Source organism: Allobosea sp. CCNWLY174, assembly GCF_037120455.1.
Classification (GTDB): Bacteria; Pseudomonadota; Alphaproteobacteria; order Rhizobiales; family Beijerinckiaceae; genus Allobosea; species Allobosea lupini.
In genome coordinates this window covers 909,524-935,272 of the sequence record NZ_JBBBBQ010000001.1, presented here as the reverse complement: position 1 = coordinate 935,272, position 25,749 = coordinate 909,524, and the positions used below count along the sequence as shown (strand labels likewise).

The 25,749-nt window shown below is 66.0% G+C and carries 27 protein-coding genes; 9 read left to right on the top strand and 18 right to left on the bottom strand.

The genetic code is table 11. From position 1 onward, the window contains the following. Positions 1-10: 10 nt before the first annotated feature. From V7S63_RS04560 to lepB, 5 genes are all read right to left on the bottom strand, one after another. Entirely contained in the window at positions 11-739 is a 729-nt protein-coding gene (locus V7S63_RS04560) for a superoxide dismutase (protein WP_442896412.1), read from the bottom strand. Between the two features lie 119 nt (positions 740-858). After that, positions 859-1,473, bottom strand: coding sequence for a LabA-like NYN domain-containing protein (locus V7S63_RS04555; RefSeq protein ID WP_091830169.1), 615 nt, complete (start codon positions 1,471-1,473; stop codon positions 859-861). A gap of 177 nt (positions 1,474-1,650) precedes the next feature. Next, positions 1,651-2,562 carry a GTPase Era gene (gene era, locus V7S63_RS04550; protein WP_336529336.1) on the bottom strand — a complete coding sequence of 304 codons (912 nt, stop codon included), beginning with the start codon at positions 2,560-2,562 and terminating at the stop codon, positions 1,651-1,653. Next, positions 2,555-3,286: a ribonuclease III gene (rnc, locus tag V7S63_RS04545; RefSeq protein WP_208862214.1), complete on the bottom strand. Its 732-nt coding sequence runs from the start codon at positions 3,284-3,286 to the stop codon at positions 2,555-2,557. The genes era and rnc overlap by 8 nt, the downstream gene beginning before the upstream one ends. Next, entirely contained in the window at positions 3,283-4,047 is a 765-nt protein-coding gene (gene lepB / locus V7S63_RS04540; protein ID WP_091830163.1) for a signal peptidase I, read from the bottom strand. Before lepB ends, rnc begins: the two co-directional genes overlap by 4 nt. Positions 4,048-4,386: 339 nt before the next feature. Here lepB and aqpZ point away from each other — a divergent pair, with 339 nt between their 5' ends. Then, entirely contained in the window at positions 4,387-5,118 is a 732-nt protein-coding gene (gene aqpZ / locus V7S63_RS04535; RefSeq protein WP_091830161.1) for an aquaporin Z, read from the top strand. A 17-nt stretch (positions 5,119-5,135) separates the two neighbouring features. Here the strand turns inward: aqpZ and acpS are convergent, their stop codons facing one another. Both acpS and V7S63_RS04525 read right to left on the bottom strand, forming a co-directional pair. After that, positions 5,136-5,540 (bottom strand): holo-ACP synthase, encoded by a 405-nt coding sequence (acpS, locus tag V7S63_RS04530; protein ID WP_336529335.1) that lies wholly within the window; start codon positions 5,538-5,540, stop codon positions 5,136-5,138. A 9-nt stretch (positions 5,541-5,549) separates the two neighbouring features. Beyond that, positions 5,550-6,302 (bottom strand): pyridoxine 5'-phosphate synthase, encoded by a 753-nt coding sequence (locus V7S63_RS04525; RefSeq protein ID WP_336529334.1) that lies wholly within the window; start codon positions 6,300-6,302, stop codon positions 5,550-5,552. Between the two features lie 203 nt (positions 6,303-6,505). Between V7S63_RS04525 and V7S63_RS04520 the strand changes: the two genes are divergently transcribed. Next, positions 6,506-8,212, top strand: a complete 1,707-nt coding sequence (locus V7S63_RS04520; RefSeq protein ID WP_336529333.1) for an ATP-binding protein — start codon at positions 6,506-6,508, stop codon at positions 8,210-8,212. Between the two features lie 8 nt (positions 8,213-8,220). Here the strand turns inward: V7S63_RS04520 and V7S63_RS04515 are convergent, their stop codons facing one another. Next, the gene (locus V7S63_RS04515; RefSeq protein ID WP_336529332.1) at positions 8,221-8,658 is read right to left on the bottom strand and encodes a GFA family protein; all 438 of its coding nucleotides are present in this window, start codon (positions 8,656-8,658) and stop codon (positions 8,221-8,223) included. Between the two features lie 157 nt (positions 8,659-8,815). Here V7S63_RS04515 and rpoZ point away from each other — a divergent pair, with 157 nt between their 5' ends. Both rpoZ and V7S63_RS04505 read left to right on the top strand, forming a co-directional pair. Continuing rightward, a complete protein-coding gene (rpoZ, locus tag V7S63_RS04510) occupies positions 8,816-9,205 on the top strand; it encodes a DNA-directed RNA polymerase subunit omega (protein ID WP_057192190.1) in 390 nt (129 codons plus the stop codon). A gap of 156 nt (positions 9,206-9,361) precedes the next feature. Then, positions 9,362-11,572, top strand: a complete 2,211-nt coding sequence (locus V7S63_RS04505; protein ID WP_091830622.1) for a RelA/SpoT family protein — start codon at positions 9,362-9,364, stop codon at positions 11,570-11,572. Positions 11,573-11,811: 239 nt separating this feature from the next. On the opposite strand, the gene V7S63_RS04500 is transcribed toward V7S63_RS04505, so the two are convergent. Further along, positions 11,812-12,654 (bottom strand): LysR substrate-binding domain-containing protein, encoded by an 843-nt coding sequence (locus V7S63_RS04500; protein WP_100963075.1) that lies wholly within the window; start codon positions 12,652-12,654, stop codon positions 11,812-11,814. 117 nt (positions 12,655-12,771) lie between these two features. Between V7S63_RS04500 and V7S63_RS04495 the strand changes: the two genes are divergently transcribed. The 3 genes from V7S63_RS04495 to parC all read left to right on the top strand — a co-directional run bounded on the left by V7S63_RS04495 (position 12,772) and on the right by parC (position 16,459). Further along, on the top strand, positions 12,772-13,155 hold the full coding sequence (locus V7S63_RS04495; RefSeq protein WP_336529331.1) for a tautomerase family protein: 384 nt from the start codon (positions 12,772-12,774) through the stop codon (positions 13,153-13,155). A gap of 172 nt (positions 13,156-13,327) precedes the next feature. Next, positions 13,328-14,056, top strand: a complete 729-nt coding sequence (gene recO / locus V7S63_RS04490) for a DNA repair protein RecO (RefSeq protein ID WP_091830146.1) — start codon at positions 13,328-13,330, stop codon at positions 14,054-14,056. A gap of 156 nt (positions 14,057-14,212) precedes the next feature. Continuing rightward, complete coding sequence (parC, locus tag V7S63_RS04485; RefSeq protein WP_091830144.1) at positions 14,213-16,459, top strand: DNA topoisomerase IV subunit A; 2,247 nt, start codon at positions 14,213-14,215, stop codon at positions 16,457-16,459. A 172-nt stretch (positions 16,460-16,631) separates the two neighbouring features. Here the strand turns inward: parC and V7S63_RS04480 are convergent, their stop codons facing one another. Continuing rightward, a complete protein-coding gene (locus V7S63_RS04480; RefSeq protein ID WP_336529330.1) occupies positions 16,632-17,270 on the bottom strand; it encodes an outer membrane protein in 639 nt (212 codons plus the stop codon). Positions 17,271-17,324: 54 nt separating this feature from the next. Then, a complete protein-coding gene (locus tag V7S63_RS04475; RefSeq protein WP_336529329.1) occupies positions 17,325-18,338 on the bottom strand; it encodes a DUF2336 domain-containing protein in 1,014 nt (337 codons plus the stop codon). A 326-nt stretch (positions 18,339-18,664) separates the two neighbouring features. On the opposite strand from V7S63_RS04475, the gene V7S63_RS04470 reads away from it, so the two are divergent. Continuing rightward, positions 18,665-20,218 carry an OpgD/OpgG family glucan biosynthesis protein gene (locus V7S63_RS04470; protein ID WP_336529328.1) on the top strand — a complete coding sequence of 518 codons (1,554 nt, stop codon included), beginning with the start codon at positions 18,665-18,667 and terminating at the stop codon, positions 20,216-20,218. A 196-nt stretch (positions 20,219-20,414) separates the two neighbouring features. Here the strand turns inward: V7S63_RS04470 and V7S63_RS04465 are convergent, their stop codons facing one another. From V7S63_RS04465 to V7S63_RS04440, 6 genes are all read right to left on the bottom strand, one after another. Further along, the gene (locus V7S63_RS04465; RefSeq protein WP_336529327.1) at positions 20,415-20,735 is read right to left on the bottom strand and encodes a hypothetical protein; all 321 of its coding nucleotides are present in this window, start codon (positions 20,733-20,735) and stop codon (positions 20,415-20,417) included. A 63-nt stretch (positions 20,736-20,798) separates the two neighbouring features. Beyond that, positions 20,799-20,954, bottom strand: coding sequence for a hypothetical protein (locus tag V7S63_RS04460; RefSeq protein WP_167561521.1), 156 nt, complete (start codon positions 20,952-20,954; stop codon positions 20,799-20,801). A 141-nt stretch (positions 20,955-21,095) separates the two neighbouring features. Beyond that, positions 21,096-22,295, bottom strand: a complete 1,200-nt coding sequence (locus V7S63_RS04455; protein ID WP_336529326.1) for a UxaA family hydrolase — start codon at positions 22,293-22,295, stop codon at positions 21,096-21,098. Continuing rightward, complete coding sequence (locus V7S63_RS04450; RefSeq protein WP_336529325.1) at positions 22,292-22,609, bottom strand: UxaA family hydrolase; 318 nt, start codon at positions 22,607-22,609, stop codon at positions 22,292-22,294. Before V7S63_RS04450 ends, V7S63_RS04455 begins: the two co-directional genes overlap by 4 nt. After that, the gene (locus V7S63_RS04445; RefSeq protein WP_091830132.1) at positions 22,609-23,256 is read right to left on the bottom strand and encodes an RraA family protein; all 648 of its coding nucleotides are present in this window, start codon (positions 23,254-23,256) and stop codon (positions 22,609-22,611) included. Before V7S63_RS04445 ends, V7S63_RS04450 begins: the two co-directional genes overlap by 1 nt. A gap of 237 nt (positions 23,257-23,493) precedes the next feature. Further along, on the bottom strand, positions 23,494-24,240 hold the full coding sequence (locus V7S63_RS04440) for an arginyltransferase (protein WP_336529324.1): 747 nt from the start codon (positions 24,238-24,240) through the stop codon (positions 23,494-23,496). 166 nt (positions 24,241-24,406) lie between these two features. Here V7S63_RS04440 and V7S63_RS04435 point away from each other — a divergent pair, with 166 nt between their 5' ends. Next, the gene (locus tag V7S63_RS04435) at positions 24,407-25,237 is read left to right on the top strand and encodes a class I SAM-dependent methyltransferase (RefSeq protein ID WP_336529323.1); all 831 of its coding nucleotides are present in this window, start codon (positions 24,407-24,409) and stop codon (positions 25,235-25,237) included. 7 nt (positions 25,238-25,244) lie between these two features. On the opposite strand, the gene V7S63_RS04430 is transcribed toward V7S63_RS04435, so the two are convergent. Then, positions 25,245-25,718, bottom strand: a complete 474-nt coding sequence (locus V7S63_RS04430) for an RDD family protein (protein ID WP_158673520.1) — start codon at positions 25,716-25,718, stop codon at positions 25,245-25,247. Between the last annotated feature and the right edge of the window lie 31 nt (positions 25,719-25,749).

Here is a 25,749-nt window from a genome sequence, read left to right as displayed (position 1 = left end):
GTTCCCTCTGTCAGCCCATCGCTTTCTTGAAGTTCTCGTTCGCCTTGTCCCAGTTCACCGTCTTCCACCAGGCGGCGAGGTATTCGGGTCGGCGATTCTGGTACTTCAGGTAGTAGGCGTGCTCCCAGACGTCGATGCCGAGCACGGCCTTCGCGCCTAGCTCCAGCGGCGTGTCCTGGTTGGCCGTCGAGATGATGGCGAGCTTCTTGTCCTTGTCGACGACGAGCCAGGCCCAGCCCGAACCGAAGCGCGTCGCGCCGGCCTGATTGACCTTTTGCACCAGCTCGAGCATCGAACCGAAGGCGCCGTCGATCGCGCTCTTCAGCTCCGCACCGGGCTGCTGCGCGCCGCCCGGCGTCATCAGCTCCCAGAAGAAGCTGTGGTTCCAGTGCCCGCCGACATTGTTGCGCACGGCGGTGCGGACATTATCCGGGGCAACGCTGAGATCGGCGAGCACCGTCTCGATCGGCGTGGTGCGCAGCGCTTCCCACTGGCCCGCGGCCGCGTTGGCGCCGTTCACGTAAGCCTGATGGTGCAGCGAATGGTGGATGCGCATGGTCTGCGCGTCGATGACCGGCTCCAGCGCCTCATAGGCGTAAGAGAGCTTCGGCAGTGTGAAGACCGGCGGCGGAGCGGCGGGTGCCGGCGCAGGGGCCGCCTGCGCCAGGACCAGCGCCGGACGGGCAATCACGAAGGCTGAACCGGCGGCGAGGCCGGTGAGAAAGCTGCGGCGTTCCAAGGCGTGCCCTCCGGGTGTCGTTGCGGAAACAGAGGTTGCGCGAGCCGCAGCTGCGGTCAAGTGCCCGCGGCTCAACGTCGCTGCTCCCTGCATCGACAACGCGACAGGGCAGGGCAGGTTCAACCTTCCGGCAGCTCGTCCCCCTGGCGGATGCCGTAGCGCCGCTCCAGCCCCGGATTACCGGCGCCGGGCGCGCGCGCCGCGCGCTCGGCCGGGTCGCGGCCGACCTTCTGCATCAGGCTGGCGAGTTCGACGAACTCGTCGCATTGCCGGCGCAGATCGTCGGCGACCATCGGCGGATTGGTGTTGATGGTCGAGACCACCGAGACTTTCACGCCCTTGCGCTGGACCGCCTCGACCAGCGGGCGGAAATCGCCATCGCCGGAGAACAGGTAGATTTGGTCGAGATGGGGGGCGAGCTCGAGCATCTCGATGGCGAGCTCGATGTCCATGTTGCCCTTGACGCGCCGGCGCCCGGTCGCGTCGGTGAACTCCTTGGCAGCCTTGGTGACGACGCGGTAGCCGTTGTAGTCGAGCCAGTCGACCAGCGGTCTGATCGAGGTGTACTCTTCGCTTTCCACAAGTGTTGTGAAGTAGAAGGCACGTATCAGATTGCCGCGTCCCTGGAATTCCTTGAGCAGGCGTCGATAGTCCATGTCGAAGCCGAGCTGCTTCGACGTCGCGTAGAGGTTAGCTCCGTCGATGAAGAGCGCGATACGCGGTTCACCTGCCATGCAATGGCTCCTGGCTTAAATACGGTCGATCAATAAGAATCGGCACGGATCTGGGTCGAATAATGTCAGGCTGACGCTCCAAATCGAGCGATCCTTCGGCGCTTATGTGGTGAATGTGGCGTACCGCGCAAGATTGGGAGCAGATTTTACCATTTTCACGTGCGAACGCTGCAATATTCAGCTTTTTGGAAAGTCCAATCCCATCTCGCGATAGCGCTCCGGATCGTCGCTCCAATTCTCGCGGACCTTGACGAAAAGGAAGAGGTGCACCTTCGCCTCGGCCGCTTCGGCGATCTCGACGCGCGCCTTCTGGCCGATCGCCTTGATCGTCTGGCCGCCTTCGCCGAGCACGATCTTCCGCTGGCCTTCGCGCTCGACATAGATCGTCTGCTCGATCCTGACCGAGCCGTCCGGGCGCTGCTGCCAGCTCTCGGTCTCGACCGTCGAGCGGTAGGGGAGTTCGTCGTGCAGCCGCTCGAAGATCTTCTCGCGGGTGATCTCGGCGGCAAGGAAGCGCAACGGCGCATCCGAGATCTGATCCTCCGGATAGAGCCAGGGACCGGGCTTCAGCCGGCTCTCCAGCCAGGCGAGGATGTCCTTGACGCCATAGCCGGTCAGCGCCGCGACCATGAAGGTCGTCTCGAACTTGGACTGCTCGTTTACTGCTGCGGTGATGGCGAGCAGTTTCTCCTTCGGGATCGTGTCGATCTTGTTGAGGATCAGGAACTTCGGCTGCTTCAGCTGCGCGAGCCTTTCCAGCAGCGCGGTGTTCTCTTCATGGTCGAAGCGGCCGACATCGATCAGCACGCCGATCAGGTCGGCATCGGTTGCACCGCCCCAGGCGCTCGTCACCATGGCGCGGTCGAGCCGGCGCTTGGGCGCGAAGATGCCGGGCGTGTCGACGAAGATGATCTGTGTCGGGCCTGAGAGGGCGATGCCGCGCACCTGCGTGCGCGTCGTCTGCACCTTGCGCGAGACGATCGAGATCTTGGCGCCGACGAGCTGGTTCAGCAGCGTCGACTTGCCGGCATTGGGCGCGCCGATCAGCGCGACGAAGCCGCAGCGGGTTTGCTGGTCGCCCTCAGCCATGGTCGGCCTCCGCCCCTTCGTTCCACAATCCCTGCCGCCGCAGGAAGGCTTCGGCCGCCGCCTGCTCGGCCAGTCGCTTCGAGCGGCCTTCGGCCTCTGCTTCCACCAGCGAGCCGATCCTCACCGCGATCCGGAAGATCGGCGCATGGTCGGGGCCGGAGCGGCCGCGCTCGGCATAGGTCGGCGTCGGATGGCCCTGGCCCTGCGCCCATTCCTGCAACGCGGTCTTGGCGTCGCGTAAGGGCGTCACCGGCGTCAGCAGCCGCTCGCCGAAGCCGGCTTCGACGAGCTTGCGCGCGGCATCATAGCCACCGTCGATGAAGACGGCACCGATGATCGCCTCGCAGGCATCGGCCAGGATCGCCTTGTTCTTGCGCGCGCCGGAAAGGATCTCGCCCTCGCCGAGGCGAAGATGCGGGCCGACGTCCCAGGCGCCCGCCACCGCCGCGCAGGTTTCCTTGCGGACCAGGTCGGCGAGGCGGCGCGACATGTCGCCTTCCTCGGCCTGCGGGTAGGTGGTGAACAGCATGTCGGCGATCGAGAGACCGAGCACGCGGTCGCCGAGGAATTCGAGCCGCTGATAGCTCGCGAGCCGGCGCGGATCGGCGCTCATATGGGTGAGCGCCGTCTCCAGCAGGGTCCGGTCGCGGAAGCGGTAGCCGAGCCTGTCCTCGAGCCGCGAGAGTTCGGGCAGCTTGCGGCCGCTATCGCTGGGCTTGCTCACTTGATCGTCGAGAACATGCGGTTCCAGCGCACCGTCCAGGGCCACTCCCAGATGCGCCAGGCCGATGCGCCCTCGTCGATCGAGAAGAAGATGATCTCGGCGCGGCCGACGAAGTTCTCGAACGGCACATAGCCGACGCTGCGGTCGCGCGAATCGAGCGAGTTGTCGCGATTGTCGCCCATCATGAAGAAATGGCCGGCGGGCACCGTGAACACTGGGGTGTTGTCGAAGGTGCCGGTGTCGCCCTCGCGCTCGATGATGTTGTGGCTGACCCCGTTCGGCAGGGTCTCGCGGTACTGGATCACGGGCGCCGAGCGGCCCCAGGCATCGGTGGTGACGAAATCGGCGATGCGCTCGCGCTTCACCGGCGCGTTGTTGATGTGGAGGATGCCGTCGATCATCTGGATGCGGTCGCCCGGCAGGCCGATGACGCGCTTGATGTAGTCGGTCGATCCGTCGCTCGGCAGCTTGAACACCGCGATGTCGCCGCGCTTGGGCTCGGCGGCCCAGACCCGGCCCTGGAACAGCGGCGGGCTGAACGGCATCGAGTGCTTCGAATAGCCGTAGGTGTATTTCGAGACGAACAGGTAGTCGCCGATCAGCAGCGTCGGGATCAGCGAGCCCGAGGGGATGTTGAAGGGCTGGAACAGCAGGGTGCGGATCACCAGGGCGATCAGCAACGCCTGGACGACGACCTTGACCGTCTCGAGGATGCCGCCTTCGTCCTTGGTCTTGCTTTTGATCTCGGCGTCGTTCGCCACGCGGGGGCTCCTGCTGGATGCGTTTCGATTGCGCGGTCTAGCCGACTATCGGGCGGCGGACAACGAACGCGTGATATGACAAGGCGATATGGAAGAAGAGACGGCCCTTGCACGGGCCGAAGGCATGCTGTGCCGATACTCCTATCGGCCGTCGCCGAAAAGCCCCGAGGTGGTGTCCTCAGTGCAGGGTGCCTCTGCAAGCGCTGCCGAAGGCATGCCCGGCCTTAGGCCGGTGCCTTGGCGAAACGCTGCCCTCCGCGCCCCCCTGCGTCTGCGCCAGATTGACGCTGGGTCCGCCTGCGATCACAGTCCCGTGATTGCAACCAGGGGGGAATCGGCATGAGCACGAGAAATTATGTCGCAGAGGCGATCGGAACCTTCTGGCTGACTTTCGCGGGCTGCGGCAGCGCCGTGATCGCGGCGGGCTTTCCGCAAGTCGGCATCGGGTTGCTTGGCGTCTCGCTCGCGTTCGGTCTGACCGTCGTCACCATGGCCTACTCGATCGGCCATATCTCCGGCTGCCATCTCAACCCGGCCGTCACGATCGGCCTCGCCGCCGGCGGGCGCTTCCCGACCGGTCAGGTGGTGCCCTACATCGTCGCCCAGGTCGTCGGCGCCATCCTCGCCGCCACCGTGCTCTATTTCATCGCGGTCGGCGCGCCCGGCTTCGATCTCGCCAAGGGCTTCGCCTCGAACGGCTATGGCGAGCACTCCCCCGGCAAATACGGCCTGGCCTCGTCCTTCCTGACCGAGGTGGTGATGACCATGATGTTCCTGTTCATCATCATGGGCGCGACCCATGGCAAGGCGCCGGCCGGCTTCGCCCCGCTCGCCATCGGCCTCGGCCTCGCCCTGATCCACCTGGTCAGCATTCCGGTGACCAACACCTCGGTGAACCCGGCGCGCTCTACCGGCCCGGCGCTTTTCGTCGGCGGCTGGGCTTTGCAGCAGCTCTGGCTGTTCTGGGTTGCCCCGATCATCGGCGGCGTGCTCGGCGGCGCTCTTTACCGCTGGCTGAGCGACGAGCCGAAGGGCCAGATCACCGGCGTCAACCCGGCTCCCGCCGAATAGCGCTATGCGAAACGAGGTCAGGCCTGGATCGGCCTGGCCTCGATCACCACGAAGGCCTGGGCCAGAGGCGGATCGTCGGTCAGCGAAACATGCACGACCGCCTCATGGCCCGGCGGTACCATCTGCGCGAGACGCGCTGCGGCGCCCCCGGTCAGCCGCATGGTCGGCCGCCCGCTCGGCAGGTTCACCACCTCCATGTCGCGCCAGAAGACGCCGGAGCGGATGCCGGTGCCGAGCGCCTTCGAGCAGGCTTCCTTGGCGGCAAAGCGACGGGCATAGGACGCTGCCCGCGTGGCGCGGCGATCGGATTTCGCCTGCTCGCCTGGAGTGAAGATGCGCTGCGTAAAACGCTCGCCGAAGCGGGCGAGCGAGTTCTCGATGCGACGGATGTCGCAGAGATCGGAGCCGATGCCGATGATCATGCCAGCGGTCTAGCTGGCCGCACGTCCTTCGTCCATCGCTCGCCGCATCACGGCGATGGCCGTCTCAAGCCCGACGAAGATCGCTTCGCCGATCAGGAAATGGCCGATGTTGAACTCGACGAAATCGGCGACCCCGGCGAGCTTTCGGGCGGTGTCGTAGTCGAGCCCATGGCCGGCATGGACTTCGAGGCCCAGCGAGGCGGCAAAGGCTGCGCCATTGGCGAGCCGCTGGAACTCGGCTTGCGCCTTGTCGGCATGGCCGTCCGCCACGGCGTGGCACCAGGTGCCGGTATGCAGCTCGACCACGGGGGCACCGAGTTTCGCCGCCATCGCGATCGGCGCCTCGTCAGCCTCGATGAACAGCGATACGCGGCAACCCGCAGCCTTTAGGCGGGCGATTGGGGCAGCGAGCGCCTGCGCCTGGCCGACGACGTCGAGCCCGCCCTCGGTGGTGCGTTCCTCGCGCTTCTCGGGGACCAGGCAGGCGGCATGCGGCTTGAACCTCTCGGCGAGGCCGATCATCTCCTCCGTCGCGGCCAGCTCGAAATTGAGCGGCCTGGACAGTTCGGTTGCCAGCCTTGCCATGTCGGCGTCGCGGATATGGCGTCTGTCTTCGCGCAGATGGGCGGTGATGCCGTCGGCGCCGGCGGCCACTGCGAGAAGGGCGGCACGCACCGGATCGGGCAGGGCGCCGCCGCGGGCATTTCGCACGGTCGCGACATGGTCGATGTTCACGCCAAGGCGCAAGCGGTTCTCGGTCATGGTCGCCCCTCCGTCCTCTGCCGTCTACGCCGCACTCGGCAGCGGTTCAAGGCAAGCAATGTGATCGACACCGTCAGCGTTCTTGATCAATTGATGCACGCAATACGTGTGTTATCGGAGGATGCGCGAAATCTGCGGCGTGATTGTTGTTAAGTCCTGGAAACTAGCCTCCGAAAATTCCCTTGGGCGTTTTCAGACCTGTCATGCAGCTTCCCGCGAACCATCGGCAGTTCGAGAGCGAGGTTACCCCCGATCGGCGCGATGCGAACCGGTCGTCCGATCGCGCGCTCGGCCGCGTGATTGCCTGTTCGGGTTCGCGCGCCACGATCGCGGCAAGCGCGTCCGCGGCAGGGCCAGGCACGCTGGACGGCTGTGCGATCGGCCGCCTGCTCTCGATCAATCTCGGCACCAGCCGAATCGTTGGCCTGGTTTACGAGATGCGTGCGTTGGAATCGGCCTGGAACGAGGCCGGGTGCAATTCCATAGCAGTCGAGGTCGAACTGCTCGGCGAGGTCGTCGATGACGAGAACGGCACTGCGCGCTTCGACAGCGGCATCACCACCTATCCGCCGATCGGAGCGCCGGCGCACCGCATCCGCTCGCGCGACCTCGAGCGCATCCACGATCTCGGTCAGCGCAAGGGCGTCGTCCTCGGCAGCCTGACGCAGGATGCGGGCGTCGCGGCGAGCGTCGACATCGAGCGCCTGCTGTCGCGGCATTTTGCCGTGCTCGGCACCACCGGTGTCGGCAAGTCGAGCGCTGTCGCGCTGATGCTGCGCAAGGCGGTCGCGGCCAAGCCGAATCTGCGCGTGCTGATCCTCGATCCCCACAACGAGTACGCCCACGCCTTCCCCGAAAACTCCGCGCGGATCGATGCGAGCACGCTCGACCTGCCGTTCTGGCTGTTCCGCTTCGAGGAGTTCGCCGACATCGTCTTCCGCGGCCGCTCTCCGCTGGAGGACGAGGCCGAGATCCTGCGCGAGGTCATCGCCGTCGCGCGCAGCCGCTACCGCACCGTGTCGCCGCAGGACATGGCGCGCGATCTTGGCAGCAGCGTGCTGAAGCGACCGCTGGAGTTCGGCGCCGCACGTCGTCCGGCCGACGCCAGCGGATCTGCCGAGCTTGCCGCGCCGTATCGCCTCGCCGATCTCTTCGCGGCAATCGACGAGCTGATCGGTCTCCACGAACTGCGTTATCCGCGCACGACCCTGCGGGCGCTCAGGGTGCGGCTGGAGACGTTGCACGGCGACCCGCGCTACGGCTTCCTCTTCGCCCATGCCAACAGCATGGAGACGATCGCCCCGGTGATCAGCCAGGTCTTCCGCGTTCCGCATCGGGGCCGGCCGATCACCGTCTTCCAGCTCGCCGGGCTGCCCTCGGAGGTCGTCAACGCCGTCGCGTCCAGCCTGGCGCGACTCGCCTTCGATCTCGCCATGGCGAGCCGCGGCAGCTACGAGATTTTGCTGCTCTGCGAGGAGGCGCATCGCTATGTGCCGCAGGATCAGGCGCTCGGCTTCGCGCCGACGCGCCAGGCCATCGCCCGCATCGCCAAGGAGGGGCGCAAATACGGCGCTTATCTCGGCCTGGTGACGCAGCGTCCCGGCGAACTCGACCCGACCATCCTGTCGCAATGCTCGACCGTCTTCGCCATGCGTCTCGGCAATGATCGCGATCAGGAGATCATCCGGGCCGCGATCGCCGATGCCTCGGCCAGCACCATCGCCTTCCTCTCCTCGATCGGCAATCGCGAGGCGATCGCCTTCGGCGAGGCGGTCGCGACGACGATGCGTATGCGCTTCCTGGAGCAGCGACCCGAGGAACTGCCGGCGATGGCTGGTCGTATGCCGGCACAGGCGGAGCATCGCGAGCCGCTGGTCGAGGAGCTCGTCGCCCGCATGCGTGGACTCTGACGCTGTCGTCAACCGGATGCGATGAGCGGGCCGCCGGGGAACTCGGCATATTGCGGCAGGGCATCGGTGATTTCGAACCACGGTGCCTTGGAAGCGACGAAGATGTGCGCCGTCGGCCTGATGCTGGGTGCGTCGGTCAACGTGCCCAGGGTGACATGGACGAAAGCACCCTCGCGGACCACGGAATAGAGCAGCGAGCCACACCGTCCGCAGTGAACGTCATGGGCTTCGTCGCTGCCATAGCGCAGCAGGGCGTCGACGCCCTTCGTGACGTCGAGCTCCCGCCTCGCAATGCCGGCGAATGGTTTGAAGGCGGCTCCGGTGGTCCGGCGGCACTGCGAACAATGGCAGTTCATGGCGTAGTCGAAGGCGTCTGTAACGCTGTAGGACACCACGCCGCAAAAGCACCGACCCGACAGGCTGCGGGAGCGGGAGGAACTGGTCAAACCGAAACCTCCGCCGAAGACAGTTGGAGAGCCCCAGTCAAGCAATGACCGATGCGTTCGCATGGCAGCAGCGAAATTCTTGCATCCCTCCGTTTCAACCTGTATGAGCGCCGTTCAACCTTTCCATCGCATCGCGCACGATCAGAAGGAGCCGCGAATGGCTCGCGTCACCGTTGAGGACTGCATCGACAAGGTCGAGAACCGCTTCGAGCTGGTTCTCCTCGCGAGCCACCGCGCCCGCATGATCGCCTCGGGCTCCTCGATCCTCGTCCAGCGCGACAACGACAAGAACCCGGTCGTCGCCCTGCGCGAGATCGCCGACGAGAAGCTCACCCCCGAGGATCTCAAGGAAGACCTGATCCACTCGCTGCAGAAGCATGTCGAGGTCGACGAGCCGGAGGCCGACACCGTGCCGCTGCTGACCTCGCAGTCGCATGTCGCCACCCCCGATTCGGAAGTCCAGTTCGATCGGATGAGCGAAGACGATCTGCTGCGCGGCCTCGACGGGCTCGTCCCGCCGACCGAGAGCGCCGACGACGAAGATTGAACCGTCGGAAAGCGTTTATGACGTTTGCTAAAGCCCGGCCCTGCCGGGCTTTTTCATGCCTGTACCGGACGGATTGATCTTGCCGCGACCTGCCGCGATCGTCGATATTGAAGCGAATCCAATCGAGTTGAGCGGTGGAGTTGCGCCCGCATGGGCATGATGCGGCAATATGAGCTTGTCGACCGGGTCAAGCGCTACAACCCGAACACCGACGAGGAGCTGCTCAACCGCGCCTATGTCTACGCCATGCGTGCGCATGGAACGCAGAAGCGCGCCTCGGGCGACCCGTTCTTCGCCCATCCGCTCGAAGTCGCGGCGATCCTCACCGAGCTCAAGCTCGACGACGCCACAATCGTCGCCGCCGTCCTGCACGATACCGTCGAGGACACCGAGGCGACGCTGGAGGAAATCGAGACCCTGTTCGGGCCCGATATCCGCCGCCTCGTCGACGGTCTCACCAAGATCAAGAAGCTCGACCTCGTCTCCAAGAAGGCGGCGCAGGGCGAGAACTTCCGCAAGCTGCTGCTCGCCATCGTCGACGATATCCGGGTGCTGCTGGTCAAGCTCGCCGACCGGCTGCACAACATGCGCACGCTGCATTACGTGCCGCCGGAAAAGCGCCTGCGCGTCGCCGAGGAGACGATCGAGATCTATGCGCCGCTCGCCGGCCGCATGGGCATGCAGGAATTGCGCGAGGAGCTGGAGGAGCTCGCTTTCCGCCATATCAAGCCGGAAGCGCACGCCACCATCACCAAGCGGCTGGAAGAGGTGACCCAGCGCGAGGGCAAGGTCATCGGCGAGATCGAGAGCGATCTCAAGGCCAAGCTCGCCGAACGCGGCATCGAGGCGCAGGTCTATGGCCGGCGCAAGCGGCCCTATTCGATCTGGAAGAAGATGGAGCGCAAATCCGTCTCCTTCGAGCAGCTCTCCGATATTTTCGGCTTCCGCGTCATCGTCGACAAGCCGGAGGACTGCTATCGCGTCCTCGGCATCGTGCACATGACCTGGCCGATGGTGCCAGGCCGCTACAAGGACTACATCTCGACGCCGAAGCAGAACGACTACCGCTCGCTGCACACCACCGTCGTCGGTCCCGGCCGCCAGCGCGTCGAATTGCAGATCCGCACCGACGGGATGGACCGCGTCGCCGAGTTCGGCATCGCCGCCCATGCCCGCTACAAGGACGGGCGCACCGCCGGCGTCGTCGCCGCCGCCGACGAGAGCCGCGCCTATCAGTGGCTGCGCCGCACCGTCGATCTTCTGGCCGAGGGCGACAATCCCGAGGAGTTCCTCGAGCACACCAAGCTCGAGCTCTTCCACGACCAGGTCTTCTGCTTCACGCCCAAGGGGCGCCTGATCGCCCTGCCGCGCGGGGCGACGCCGATCGACTTCGCCTATGCCGTCCATACCGATGTCGGCAACACGGCTGTCGGCGCCAAGATCAATGGGCGGATCGCGCCGCTGCTGACCGAACTCCAGAACGGCGACGAGGTCGAGATCACCCGCGCCGAGGGGCAGGCGCCTCCCGCCGCCTGGGAATCGCTGGTGGTCACCGGCAAGGCCCGGGCCGCCATCCGCCGCGCCACCCGTGTCGCCGTGCGCCGGCAATATGCCGGCCTCGGCCGCCAGATCCTGGAACGCGCCTTCATGCGGGCCGAACGCCCGTTCTCCGACGACAAGCTCAAGGCGGCGTTGAAGCGGCTCGCCCGCACGGCGGTCGACGACGTGCTGGCGGCGGTCGGGCGCGGCGAGATGTTCTCCGGCGACGTGGTGCGGGCGGTCTACCCCGATCTCGAACCAGAGAAGCGCGGCGCTACCGGCGACGCCAAGGCCAAGCCCTCCGGCAAGGGCTGGTTCGAACTGCGCCAGGGCGAGAACCTCAAGTTCAAGCTGCCAAACGAGACGCCCGGCAGCGACGCGATCCCGATCCGCGGCCTCGGCGGCGACCTGCCGGTCCGTTTCGCGCCGGGCGGCGGCGCCGTGCCGGGCGATCGCATCGTCGGCATCCTGACGCCGGGCGAGGCGGTGACGATCTATCCGATCCAGTCGCCTTCGCTCGCCGCCTTCGACAACGAGCCGGAGCGCTGGCTCGATGTGCGCTGGGACCTCGACGACAAGCGCCCGCAGCGCTTCCCGGCGCGCATCCAGCTCAACTCGATCAACGAGCCGGGATCGCTCGCCCAGATCACCACCACCATCGCCGAGCATGACGGCAATATCGACGCGGTCTCGATGGTCCGCCCGACGCCGGATTTCACCGACGTCACCATCGACCTGACGGTTTGGGACCTGAAGCACCTCAGCGCGATCATCAGCGAACTGCGCGAGAAGCGCGTGATCAGCAGGGTCGAGAGGGTGGTGGCGTAGAGAAAGGCGTCATGCTCTGCGTCGAGCCGCGGTTGCTTGACGCGAGGGTGGGATCACGGGCGCGGGGAACCCTTCTCCCGTGTGGGAGAAGGGCAGGGATGAGGGCCCGCCCTATCCGCAGAAGGCGCAGCGGCGCCGCTGAGTTTCAATAATTCGCGGCGGTCCCTCACCCCTACCCCTCTCCCATCCGGGAGAGGGGATCCCCCGCATACCCTATGTGCTTGCGCACGCGGCCTGAATCACCCCGCCCGGAACGCCGCCGCGAGCTCCCTGACGAAGGCGTTGGCGCGGGGCGTGGCGACATTGCTGCGCAGCACCACCTCGAAGGTGTCTAGCGCCGGCAACCCCCAGTCCGGCCCCAGATCGATCGCCCCGCGCGGCGCGATCCGGGCGGCCAGCGGCGAGACGCCGAGGCCGCCTTCGACCGCCGCCAGCACCGCTGCCATGCCGCCGCCGATGAAGGCTTCGCGCCAGGGCAGGCCGGCGCTGTCGAGCGCCTCCATGGCATGGCGGCGCAGGCGACATTCCGGCATCAGGCTGACCAGCGGCACGGGCCCGTTGGGCTTCGTCAGCGAGGGCGCGCCGAACCAGCCGAAGGCGTCACGGCGCAGCACCTCGCCGGTGCGGCCCGAGCCCAGCCGGCGGATCACGGCGACATCGAGCTCGCCGCGCTCGAACGCCGTATCGAGCGCCGCCGAGGGCTCGATGCGCAGCCCGATCACCAGAGAAGGGTCGTGGCGGGCCAGCCGCGCCAGCAGGGCAGGGGCGTCGGCTCCCACAGCCTGCTCGCTGATGCCGATGCTGATGCGCTCCTGGACCTGCCGGAACGAGGTCAGCGCCCGCTCATGCGCCGCCATCAAGTCACGCGCCGCCGGCAGGAAGCGCTCACCTTCGGCAGTCAGCCGGACGAGGCGCGGATGCCGCTGCAGCAGCAATTGGCCAAGCGCCTCCTCCAGCTTCTTGATGCGCGTCGAGACCAGCGATTGCGCCGTGCCGAGCGCCTCGGCGGCGCGGGTGAAGCTGCTGAACTCCGCTGCGCGCAGGAAGGCGGCGACGCCGTCGAGGTCGAGTGTGTTGCTCATGATAAATCTGAATTTGCGATTATTGATATCATCAAAAATACGATTTTCAGATGAATATTTCAAGCCTAGTTTCCAAGTGTCGGCGGCAAAGACCGCCCCTGCCACATGGAGCCTGTCATGCCTCTGATCCGGATTTCGATGCGCCGCGGCCGCCCGGCCTCGCACCCCGCCGCCATCGTCGACGGCGTATATCGCGCCCTGCGCGCCACCTTCGAGGTGCCGGAGAACGACCTTTTTGCCGTGGTGCACCAGCACGAGGCCGAGGAGTTCATCTTCGACAACAACTTTTTTGGCTTCAACCGCAGCGACTCCCTGGTGATCATCCAGCTTAATGTCGCCAACACCCGTGGCGTCACCCAGAAGAAGGCGCTCTATGCCGCTATCGCCGAGAACCTGCAGAAGGAGCCCGGCCTGAAGCCCGACGACATCTTCATCAACCTCGTCGAGGTCAAGCGCGAGGACTGGTCCTTCGGCGGCGGCATCGCGCAGTACGTGGCGTAGCGCCTTACAATATTAGTCATCCCGGACAAGCCGCGGAGCGGCGCCGATCCGGGATGCATTCCTGAGCTTTTCCGAAAGGGGTTCCGGAATGGGTCCCGGGTATCCGCTTCGCTCCGCCCGGGACGACTCGCATCATTTGACCTATGCACGAGTGGGACCATAACACCGCTGCATGGAATGGAGCGACGAGGGCACGATCATCGGCGTCAGGCGTCATGGCGAGAGCGCCGTGATCCTGGAGGTGATGACGCGTGACCATGGCCGCCATCTCGGCCTCGTCCGCGGTGGCCGCTCCAGCAAGCAGCAACCGGTGCTCCAGCCCGGCAATCTCGTATCGCTGAATTGGCGGGCGCGGCTCGACGAGCATCTTGGCGAATACAAGGTCGAACTCCTGACCTCGCATGCGGCGAGGCTGATGGCCCAGCCGGTCGCGCTTTACGGCCTCGCCAATGTCGCGGGCCTGCTGCGGCTGCTGCCGGAGCGCGATCCGCATCCGGGCCTCTACGAGGGGCTGGCAGTGCTGCTGGCCCATCTCGACGAGATCGCGATCGCGCCGGCGCTGATGGTACGCTTCGAACTCGCCATGCTGTCCGAGCTCGGCTACGGGCTCTCGCTCGAACGCTGCGCTGTTACCGGCCTGCGCGAGGACTTGAGCCATGTCTCGCCGAAATCCGGCAAGGCGGTCAGCCGCAAGGCGGCCGAGCCCTATCTCGACCGGCTCCTGGCCTTGCCGCCCTTCCTGAGCGAGGGACAGGGCGCGCGCCGGCCGGCGCCGGCCGAGATCGCTGCCGGCTTCGCCCTGACCGGCTTTTTCCTGCGCCGCGACCTCTACGAACCGCGCGGCCTGCAGGAGCCGCCCGAGCGGGCGCGCCTGCTGGAGCTGGCAGCGAAAATCCACTGATTTCCGCTGGTTTTCGGACTGCGGCGCTTTGCGTCGCTTGCATCCCGGCTGCATCGTTGCATCAAGTGATTCGGGCCCTTATTCCCTCGGCTCGCGAGGTATGGACCGGTGTTGGCCCCTTTTCTGGGCTGCGTGTCGAACTAGGTTGATAGAAGCATGGGCAAACCCGTCGAGCCGCCTCCGGAGGAGGAAGCCGAACGCGTCGATCTGAAGAGCGCGCTCGAGGAGCGTTACCTCGCCTATGCGCTCTCCACGATCATGCATCGCGCCCTGCCGGATGCGCGCGACGGGCTGAAGCCGGTCCATCGCCGCATTCTCTATGCGATGCGCCTCCTGCGCCTGAACCCCGACGTCGTCCACCGCAAATGCGCCAAGATCGTCGGCGACGTCATCGGCGGCTTTCACCCGCATGGCGACCAGTCGGTCTATGACGCGCTGGTCCGCCTCGCCCAGGATTTCGCCCAGCGCTACCCGCTGATCGACGGGCAAGGCAATTTCGGCAATATCGACGGCGATAACGCCGCTGCCTACCGCTATACCGAAGCACGCATGACCGAGGTCGCGCGCCTCCTGCTCGACGGCATCGAGGAGGACGCGGTCGATTTCCGTCCGACCTACAATGCCGAGGACGAGGAGCCGATGGTGCTCCCGGCCGCCTTCCCGAACCTGCTCGCCAACGGCTCGCAGGGCATCGCGGTCGGCATGGCGACCTCGATCCCGCCGCACAACGCCGCCGAGCTCTGCGACGCGGCGCTCTATCTGATCCAGCATCCGGACACGACGTCCGAGCAGTTGATGACCTTCGTGCCCGGGCCGGACTTCCCGACCGGCGGCATCATCGTCGAGACGCGCTCGTCGATGGCCGAGACCTATCGCACCGGCCGTGGCGGTTTCCGCACGCGGGCGCGCTGGCATGTCGAGGACCAGGGGCGCGGCACCTGGTTCGTCGTCGTCACCGAGATCCCCTACGGGGTCCAGAAGGGCCGGCTGATCGAGAAGATCGCCGAATTGCTGGGCGATCGGAAGCTGCCGCTGGTCGCGGACCTGCGCGACGAGTCGGCCGAGGACATCCGCGTCGTCATCGAGCCGCGCGCCCGCAATGTCGACGCCAATCTGATGATGGAATCGCTGTTCAGGCTCTCCGAGCTGGAATCGCGCATTCCGATGAACATGAACGTGCTGACAGGCGGCGTCGTGCCGCGCGTGCTCAGCCTGGCTGAAGCGTTGCGGGCCTGGCTCGACCATCGCCGCGAGGTCTTGCAGCGGCGCTCGCGCTTCCGTCTCGGCCAGATCGACAAGCGGCTTGAAATCCTCGCGGGCCTCCTGATCGTCTATCTCGATCTCGACCGGGTGATCAAAATCATCCGCGAGGAGGACGAGCCCAAGATCGAGCTGATGAAGGTCTTCGCGCTCAACGAGGTCCAGGCCAACGCCATCCTCGACACCCGCCTGCGCGCCTTGCGCAAGCTGGAGGAGATGCAGCTCAAGACCGAGTTCGACGAGCTGACCCAGGAGAAGGGCCAGATCGAGGGGCTGCTCGCCTCCGAAGCCCAGCAGTGGAAGACCATCTCCTGGGACATCCGCGAGGTGAAGAAGCTGTTCGGCCCGGAGACGGCGATCGGCAAGCGCCGCACCACTTTCGCCGATATGCCGGACACCACCGATATCGACCTGACCCAGGCCATGGTCGAGCGCGAGCCGGTGACGGTGGTGATCTCGAAGAAGGGCTGGATCCGGGCGCTGAAGGGCCATGTCCAGGACCTCTCGACCCTGTCCTTCAAGGGGGACGACGGTCTACGCACCGCCTTCTTCAGCGAGACGACGTCCAAGATCCTGGTGATGGCGACCAACGGCAAGGTCTTCACGCTGGAAGCCTCGAAGCTGCCCGGTGGGCGTGGCTTCGGCGATCCGATCCGGCTGATGATCGAGCTGGAGGAGAGCGCCGAGATCGTCGCCGCGTTCCCCTACCGGGCGGGCCTGAAACTGCTGGTCGCGACGACCGAGGGGCGCGGCTTCGTCGTTCCGACCGACGACGTCGTCGCCAACACCCGCAAGGGCAAGCAGGTGCTGAACGTCGAGGCGCCGATGGAGGCGATGCTGGCGGTGCCGGCCGAAGGCGACCATGTCGCGATCATCGGCCAGAACCGCAAGCTGCTCTGCTTCCCGCTCTCCGAGGTTGCGGAGATGGGGCGCGGCAAGGGTGTCAGGCTGCAGCGCTACAAGGATGGCGGCCTGTCGGACGCCAAGGTCTTCAAGCTGGAGGATGGGCTGACCTGGCTCGACACCTCCGGTCGGACCTGGACGGTGGCGCAGGCCGAATTGCTCGAATGGCTCGGCCACCGCGCCGAGGCAGGCCGCCTGCCGCCCAAGGGCTTCCCGAAGAACAATAAGTTCGGGGGCTGATGCAGGACGTCATGCTCGGGCTTGACCCGAGCATCTCAGGCCTGAAGCGGCTGCCTTGGCCGTACCGTCACGAGATTCTCGCGGCTGCGCTTCGCTTCGTCCGAGAATGACGGTACTTCAAAGGCTTAGGGCGACAGCTTGAATCAACTCGCCAGCGTCTTGAATCGCATCCTCAGCGCATCGCAGGCCCGACGACGCCGACTTCGAGTCCGAGCGTTATCTTGTCGGTGACCGCCCATTCGACGCCGGCGCGCGCCTCCGGCCGGACGGCGATGTCGGAGCGCGAGAACGGCGCCGAGAACGAGGTCGCGCCATAGCGGAAGGTCTCGTCGGCTGCCGCCAGGCCGACCGTGGTGTAGAGCAGCACGTCCGGTGTCGCGAACACGCCGGCCTTGACCTGGAACGCGCCGGCGATGTCGCGGGTATAGGTCGCGCGGTTGAAGCCGGGATTGGCGTAGCCGCCGAAGGCGGGCGAGAATTCGAGCGCTCCGGCGATGCCGTAGACGAAGTCGCCGTCGCGCCACATCTTGCCGGCTTCCAGCCCGATCACCGGTCCGGCGGACGTCCCGTAATGCTTCGAACTGGTGACCTGGAAGCCGCTGGAGATGCGGGCATAGGAGCCTTCCCATTTGACGCCGCCGGGCGACAGGGTCGGCTGCGACCAGGCGAAGGAGGGCAGGACGCCGAAGCCGGAGAGCGGCAGGAAGGCTTGCGCCTGCGCCGGGGCGCCGGTCGCGAGCAGCGCGGCCAAGGCTGCGCCGGCTGAAAGTAGCTTCATGCGTGCGGTGCCGATGACCGGGATCATGCTCATGGCATAGCAGGTGAAGGTGGGATTGTCGCGCTTTTGTGGCGCGACACCAGGTCGTCAGCTCAGCTTGGTTTTGAGACGCAGGAACCGCATCGTCCGTTCGGCGGTAGCCATGTCGAGCTGCTCATAGTCCTTGAGATCGTCCTCGATGTCCTTGGCCTTAAAATAGAGGCGTCGTGCGCGCAGCTCCAGAATGGCGTGAAAGCTGTGCTTGCCGAGTTCCAGTATGCGCGCCAGCACGGCGATGCCGCTGACGTCGCGCTGCATCAGCACGCGCAGCGCCTGCTCGTTGGTGACCTCGGCGCTGGTCGCGATCACCTGGGCGAGGTGGAAGGCGCGATCCTCCTCCGCCAGCATCGTGACGACGTCGTCGAGCGTGCGGGTCTTCGCGCGCAGGTCCGAGAGCAGCAGCTTGACCTCGAGCCTTTGCTGGCGCGCCTGCTTCGCGAGGGTCTCGGCTTCCTCGTTGCGCTCGGACTGGTCGGAGATCTGCTCCACGATGCGCAGCACGCGCTGGGCCCGCTGCGGCGACAGGTCGGAGCGACGTGAGAGTGCTTCGCCTACGCCCGCATCGTCGCCGCCGCGTTGCAGCAGCCGGTCGAAGCCGTGGTCGGAGAATTGCGCCCCTTCATTGCCGGAGACCGTGCGCAGCACCGTCGTGTCGCCGCGCTCGACCAAGATATCGGTCACGCCTTCGGACAGGCGGGCGCGTTCGGCGATCGCCGCGAGATGGGTTTGCGTCTGGCTGACGGCGATGGCTGCGAGGTCGGTGTCGGTCAGGACCGGGGAGAGCTTGAGCACCAGCCGCGCCACGTCGGCATCCGCATCGTTCGCCAGCGTCACCGCCACTTGCCGCGGTAGCGTTCCGGTCGCGGCAACGGAGTCAGCGTATTCGCGGCGGCCGTCGGCATCGAGATGCGGCAACGAGCGCAGCGCGATGTCGCCGTAGTGATCCTTCGATTCCTCGCTCGGGTCGGTGTCAAGCAGGAACAAATCCGTCACCGCATTGAGCAGCTTGCGTCGGGAGTCCGACGACATGTCCGCGGGCATGCGGGTCAGAGTGTTGAGCATCGGCGTGGCTTCCGGCGAAGTATCACGTTTGCGGGACCTGCCAGACTTTACCCAGCGCCATTTGATTTAGTCTTAAGCCGGCCGAAGAATCGCCAGTATTTAAGTGTCAAAAGGGCAATCTTTAGATTGCAGTTTTATATTTATACAACCAAAGATATATGGCTTTGGTCGTCGCGGGCGGAACATCCTCGCCCGGCTCACGTTGGCAGGTTGCCGTCCTTCTGCGGCCATCGACACAGCCCACGATGCGGAGCATGATGACAAGCCGATCTGACGCGCACAGGCGTTTAGTCGTCGATGCAGTAACTGGGTTGTCGCGCCGGACGTTGCTGGCTGCCTTGGGCTCGATCTGGCTCGCCACGCCCCTCCGCTCCCAGGATGGCCGCCCGCCGGCCGCCGCGCCGCCTGTCGAGCCACGGCGTGGCAATTTCGGCTATGAGGATGTCGTCCGCCAGGCCCGCGAGCTCGCGGCCCGTCCGTTCGACACCAGCGCCCCCGCCGTTCCCGATGCGCTGACATCGCTGACTTATGACAGCTATCGCGAGATCAGGTTCCGGCGCGAGAAGGCGCTCTGGCAGGATGGCGGCTCTGACTACCGCCTTCACCTATTCCACCTCGGCTTCCTGCACGACAAGCCTGTACCGATCCATGTGATCAGCGACGGCAATGCGATTCCGCTGCCGTTCAACATGGCGCTGTTCGAGTATGGCAAGGCCCAGGTTCCGCAGAAGCTGCCGGTCTCGCTCGGCTTCGCCGGCTTCGCCGTCACCACGACGCTGAATGATCTGAAAGTGCAGGACGAGGTTATCTCGTTCCTTGGCGCCAGCTATTTCCGCTTCCTGGGACGCGGCCACCGCTATGGTCTCTCTGCTCGCTCGCTCGCCCTCGATGTCGGTGGCGAGCAGGCCGAGGAGTTTCCGTTCTTCCGCGCGCTCTGGCTGGATAAGCCGCAGCCCGACAGCGTCGATCTCGTCATCTACGCTTTGCTGGATTCGCCTTCCGTCAGCGGTGCCTTCCGCTATGTCGTCACCCCCGGTCAGCAGACCAGCGTCGCCGTGACGGCGACGATCGTGCCGCGCCGGACGATCGAGCGCATCGGTATCGCGCCGCTGACCTCGATGTTCCTCGCCGGCGAGGGCGACCGGGAGCAACGCACCGATTTCCGGCCCGAGGTCCACGATTCCGACGGGCTGATGCTGAAGACCGGTGCGGGCGAATGGATCTGGCGGCCGATCCGCAATCCGCAGGCGCTGACGATCTCGTCCTTCCACGATCGCAACCCGCGCGGCTTCGGCCTGATCCAGCGCGACCGCGAATTCGGCCACTACCAAGATCTGGAGGCGCATTACCACGCCCGCCCCGGCTATTGGATCGAGCCGTCGGGCGACTGGGGCGAGGGCCGCGTCGACCTGATCGAGATCCCGACCCAGGGCGAGGAGTTCGACAACATCGTCTGCTGCTGGACGCCGAAGACGCCGTTGCCGAGCGGCCAGCCGACCGAGCTGAGCTATCGCATCACCACGGTGTCGACGACCGAGACCCTGCACGCAATGGCGCAAGTCCAGAGCAGCATCGCCGCTCGCGAGGAGCTCGACGCGGCCGCAGGGCTGGCGAAGCGGCGCTTCATTGTCGACTTCAACGCCGGCGATCTCGAATACTATCTGTCCGACCCCAAGCGCGTCTCCGTGGTCGCGACGGTGTCGACCGGCACGGTCGCCCGGGCGACCATCGATCCGAACTTCGCGGCGAAAGGCTTCCGCGTCATCGTCGATGTCACGCTCCGGCCCGGCGAGAGCACCGATCTGCGCATTTTCCTGCGCACGCCCAGGGCGACGCTCAGCGAGACCTGGACGACCAGCTGGACTGAGCCGGCCGCGTGACGATCCACGGCGCTGGGAAGAAGACGCTCGGCAGGTTGCCGGTGCGCGCAGTCGATTCAACCCGCACCGGCTCGCGCGCGCCCGATCCATAGCCCCTGTCGAAGGCGGTGCCGTCGTTGCAGGTCGGCCGCTGCGGGTTTTTTGCGATCGCGGCTGATTTCGGGAAAGCGGTGTTGTCGACGGCGTCGGTGGTCGGCTAGCCGATATCGATGCGCGACGTCACCATGGCGACTGTCCGCTTGGCGGTCGGTGTGGCCCAGCCCAGCATGCCATGCCAGATGATGTGCCAGCCGATCCGTGCCAGATGATGCACCGTCGTGCCGCGTTCCCTGGTGACGAAATAGGCGATGAAGCCGTCGTCCCGCCGCGCCGTGTGCAGGACGTTCGGTGAATGCGTCACGCCATTGGTCTGACGCAAGGGAAACGGATTGTTGCGGTGGTCGCCGAGCTTGTAGGTCACCAGGAAGCCCTTGTTGGCGGTGATCGTGGCGGTGCCGGGAGCGATTGCGACAACCATGGCTACTCCTGCTGATATCGGGCGTCCCGGTGATCCCGGGCCTATGAGGCCAGGAGCGTCGATCTAGCGAACGGCGGCACCGTGCCTGCGTGCCTTGTTGGCGTCGGCGCGCCGGTTGAGGGCGCTTTGCGCGATGATGGCGCGCTCCAGCGCCGCCATGGTCAACGGGCCGATGATGGCGTTGGGCAGGGTGCGGCCCTGGCTGGTCGAGTTCGGCATCGCCAGCCCGAGATCGATCAGCGCATTGTGCGAGAAGCGCGGTGACGCGAGCGCCGTGATCTCGATCCTGCCCGTCCCCGGTGACTCAAGGCTAGTTCCGGGCTCGGGGAGGGGGCAAGGATGGCTGCAAGGCAACTTGGCTTATGCGGCCGGCAGGCAGGCCGGGCCGAGCGGCTCGAAGCTCTTATAGGTCAGGATGAACTCCTGATGGCCGAGCTCCTCAGACTTCGTCCGCCCGCCCTGAGCCAGCGAGACGACGAGATCGCGGATTTCGGTTCCGACCTCGTCGAGGCTGGCTCGGCCCTCGAGGATACGGCCCGCATCGACGTCCATATCGTCGCTCATCCGGCGATAGGTCTCCGGATTGGCGCAGATCTTCACCACCGGCGAGATCGCCGAGCCGACCACCGAGCCGCGGCCGGTGACGAACAGCACGCAATGCGCGCCGCAGGCGATCAGTTCGGCGATCTCGGCATTATCGTTGATGTTGGGGAAGCCGAAGCGGACCTCGCCGTCCGGCACCACGTCGAGCAGATAGAGCCCGCCGCGCGGCGGCACGTCGCCTGGCTTCAGAAGCCCGGAGATCGGCGACGCCCCCGATTTGGCATAGGCGCCCATCGACTTCTCCTCGATGGTCGAGAGCCCGCCCTCGGCATTGCCGGCGGCGAAGGAGCCGTAGCCGAGCGTCGCATAGTAGCGCGCTGCCTTGGCCACAGATTTCTCCAGCTCGACACCGAGCTCGGGCGTGATCGCGCGGGCCGCCATGATGTGCTCGCAGCCGATCAACTCGCCGGTCTCCTCGAAGATGCAGGCGGCGCCCTCGGCGATGAGTTGGTCGAAGGCGCGGCCAGCCGCCGGGTTGCCGGTGATGCCGGAAGTGCCGTCCGAGCCGCCGCAGACGGTGCCGATCACCAGTTCGCTGACCTGCATCGGCACGGTCTCGGCAGCGTCGAGCGCGATGCGCTGCTCCTCGACCCAGCCGCGGCCCTCCTTGATCGAGGCGCGGGTGCCGCCGGTGCCCTGGATCACGATGGTCTTCACCGGCCGGCCGGTGGCGCGCACCGCCCGCTCCAGCGCATATTTATTGAAGCTTTCGCAGCCGAGCGAGACCAGCAGCACCGCCCCGACATTGGGATGGGTGCAGAGCTGCTCCATCATCTTCTCGGCGTAGGGGTTGGGATAGCAGCCCGGGAAGCCGATGGCGTGCACCTCATGCTCGCGCCATGGCAGGGCGATCTCGCGCGCGACATGGTGGGCGCATTCGACCAGATAGGCGACGGCGACGACGTTGCGGATGCCCTTGCGGCCGTCGCTGCGGAGATAGCCTTGCAGTCCGCTCATTCCGCCGCTCCCGCCTTGCGCTCGTCCTCGAGATGATAGGTCGGCGTGTAGTCGCTCTTCATGTTCTGGACATGGACATGGTGACCCGCAGCGATCGCCTTTGTCGCCACCCCGATCGGCGCGCCGTACTTCAGGATCTTCTCGCCGGCCGCGATGGCGCGCCGGGCGATCTTGTGGGCGAGCGCGATGTCGCGGTCGATCACCGCCGGGCCCATGCCGGTCTCGATCGGCTCGCCTGCCGGCAGGCGGGTGCGCGCGACGAAGACGTTGTCGCGCGGGTCTAGCAGGATCAGGCGGGGATCGTGCTGGGACATCAGAACTTGCCGAACTGCAGATAGGCTTGCTGCGGGTCGGTGCCGGCGAGGATCGCGGTGCGCACCTTGTTCTCGGCCGAGATCGCGGTCTCGGACTTCTCCAGCACTTCCTCGATGATCTCCAGGGGGATGCGGACGACGCCGTCGCGGTCGGCGAGGATGTAGTCGCCGGGCCGGATCCAGACGTCGCCGATCTTGATCGGCTCGTCGACCGCCTTGGGCAGCCAGACGCCGACGATATCGCGCGGGGTATAGGCCTTGAAATAGGCCTGGAAGCCCATCTCGACCATGAATTCGGTGTCACGCGACAGGCCGTCGATGACGCAGCCGCGCACGCCCTTGTTCTTCAGCGTCTCGGCCGAGAGCTCGCCCATCAGCGCGACCTCTTCGGTGTTGGGCTGGCAGACCCAGACATGGCCGGGCTTGGCGGCGGAGAGCAGTCCGGTCCAGCCGAGCAGGGTCTCGTGCGCATCGAACTCGCCGGTCTTGCCCTCGACGGTGAAGGCCGGGCCGGCGAGCTTCACGCCGGGCAGCAGCGGACGCAGCGCCGGCGGCAAGGTGAAGTCCTTCAGCCCCATGGCGCGCATCGTATCGTGGATGATGCCGGTGTAGCAGCGTTCGAGGCGCTCGGTCAGCGTGTCCGTCATGGTTCCTCCGGTGCGGCCGTTTCGGCGGCCTTGCGGGCACCTTGCGCAGCGGGGGCTCAGCAGGCAAGTGCGGATTTTGCAGCGCAGTCGCGCGCATTAAACGATTTAAATCGTGACTTTCGTCATGCTCGGGCTTGACCCGAGCATCTCATGCCAGAAGGGCTCCTGTCAGCGCCTTCTCGTCCTGAGATTCTAGGGTCTGCGCTTCGCTTCGCCCGACAATGACGCGCCGACCTGTCAGCCCACGCGCTCCCAGCCCTGCGGCATCAGCCGCTCCTGCGGCAGGAAGCGGGCCTTGTAGGCCATTTTCGGCGAGCCCTCGACCCAGTAGCCGAGATAGACGTAAGGCAGGCCGAGCTTGCGGGCGCGCTCGATATGCTCCAGCACCATGAAGGTGCCGAGCGAGCGGGCTTCGAGGGCGGGGTCATAGACCGAATAGACCATGGAGAGCCCGTCGCTCAGCCGGTCGGTCAAAGCGAAGGCGAAGAGGTCGCCCTGGCCTCGTCCGGTGAAGCCGCTGTCAGGACTGCGCCGACGGTATTCGATCAGGCTGGTCTCGACATGGGTGTCCTCGACCATCATGGCGAAGTCGAGCGCCGACATCGTCGCCATCCCGCCATCGGGATGGCGGTCGTCGAGATAGCCGCGGAACAGCGAATAATGCTCCGAGCGCGGCTGCGGCGGCAGCGCCTCGCCGATCAGGTCGCTGTTATGCGAGAGGATCTTGCGGAAGGTGCGCGAGGGCCGGAAATCGGCGACGACGATCCTGACAGAGATGCAGGCCCGGCAGGTCTCGCAGGCCGGCCGATAGGCGATGCTCTGCGAGCGCCGGAAGCCGCCTTGCGAGAGTACGTCGTTGAGGTCGCGCGCCCGCGCCCCGACGAGATGGGTGAACACCTTGCGCTCCTCGCGGCCCGGCAGGTAGGGGCAGGGCGTCGGCGAGGTCAGGTAGAATTGCGGGGCATCCCGCAAGGGACGTGTCACGTCAGGCAGGCTCCGGAACCGCCGAATTGAACCTGAGTTTAGCAGCCGGTGCGGCGGCAACAAGCGGGAAGCCGGGAGCGGCCACTCCGCATGGGATAACCCCTGAATCAGTGCTAGCTTGCGCTCGCAGGGATTCCCTTGAGACCCCAGAGGCGGGGGTGATGCGATGCAGGCCGAGACGGTCGCGTTGACCCGCGAGAAGGAAACCCTGCTGATCACGCTCTGGGCCAAGGCCGGCGAGAGCCTGCTGCCCGATTCCCTGCTCAAGGATCGTTTCGCCGCCGAGGCTGCAACTCACATCGACTATGATTTCGCCAGGCTCAAGGTCAACCGCGACTTGATGGTCGGCCTCGCCATGCGTGCTCATGCGCTCGATGGCTGGACACGCGATTTTCTCGGCAGGCACCCCGAAGCTCTGGTGCTGCATCTCGGCTGCGGGCTCGACAGCCGCGTCTTCCGGATCGATCCGCCGGCCGGTGTCGATTGGTACGACATCGACTATCCGGATGTCATCGCGCTCAGGCAAAAGCTCTACCCGGCGCGCGACGGCTATCATCTGATCGGCTCGTCGGTGACGGAGCCAGGCTGGATCGCCGGGCTGCCGCGGGATCGCCCGACGATGATCGTGGCCGAGGGGCTTTTGCTCTATCTGCCCGAAGAAGAGGTGCCATTGCTGCTGGAGCGGCTGGTTCAGCGCTCCCCGAGCGGGGAGATCGTCTTCGACGCCTATAGTCCGTTCGGCCTCAAGCTGATCGCGATGCAGCCCTCGATCAAGGCGACCGGCGCGGCGCTGCACTGGTCGCTCGACGATCCCTGCGAACTCGAGCGGCAGGTGCCGGGACTGGAGCTGGTGACCGAAATGACGGCCTACGACCCTGATGGTTACGATCCCGCCCAGATCGCTCGCATGTCGTGGCCGGCACGCTGTACGATGCAGTTCTTCTCGTTGATCCCGCCGCTGGCCCGCATCGGCCTGCTGCTGCGCTATCGCTTTTGAGATCGGCTCAGGCGCGCACCACCACGAGCCCGGTCAGGATGTCGTGGCCGAGGCGCCGGTCCTCGCGGACCAGCCCGCAGGCGACATCGAGGAACCAGAGGCCGACCGTGCCAGCCGCGACATAGAAGAAGAGCGCGTGCACGGCGGCAGCCAGCGCATCGGGCCGGCCGCCAGAGGCGGTCTCGACCCGCAGGCCGGCCATGCGCATGCCGAGCGTCGCCTGCTTGCGCCCGCCGATGGTGATCGCGGCATAGCCGAGCGCGACCGCGATCGTCGCGCCGCCCATCAGCAGCCAAGTCAGGCCGAAGGTGACGATGCCGAGGATGGCGAGCAGAAACCAGACCATGCTGCCCAAGATGAACAGCACGACGACGTCGCCGATCCAGGCGAACAGGCGCGACCCGAGCACGCCGCGCGTATCCTGCAGCGGCCGGTCCTCCAGCGCGACGATCGGCGGCTGGCGATAGGACGGGTTCGACATCGACGTTGAATTCCTCATTGCTCAGGGGCCA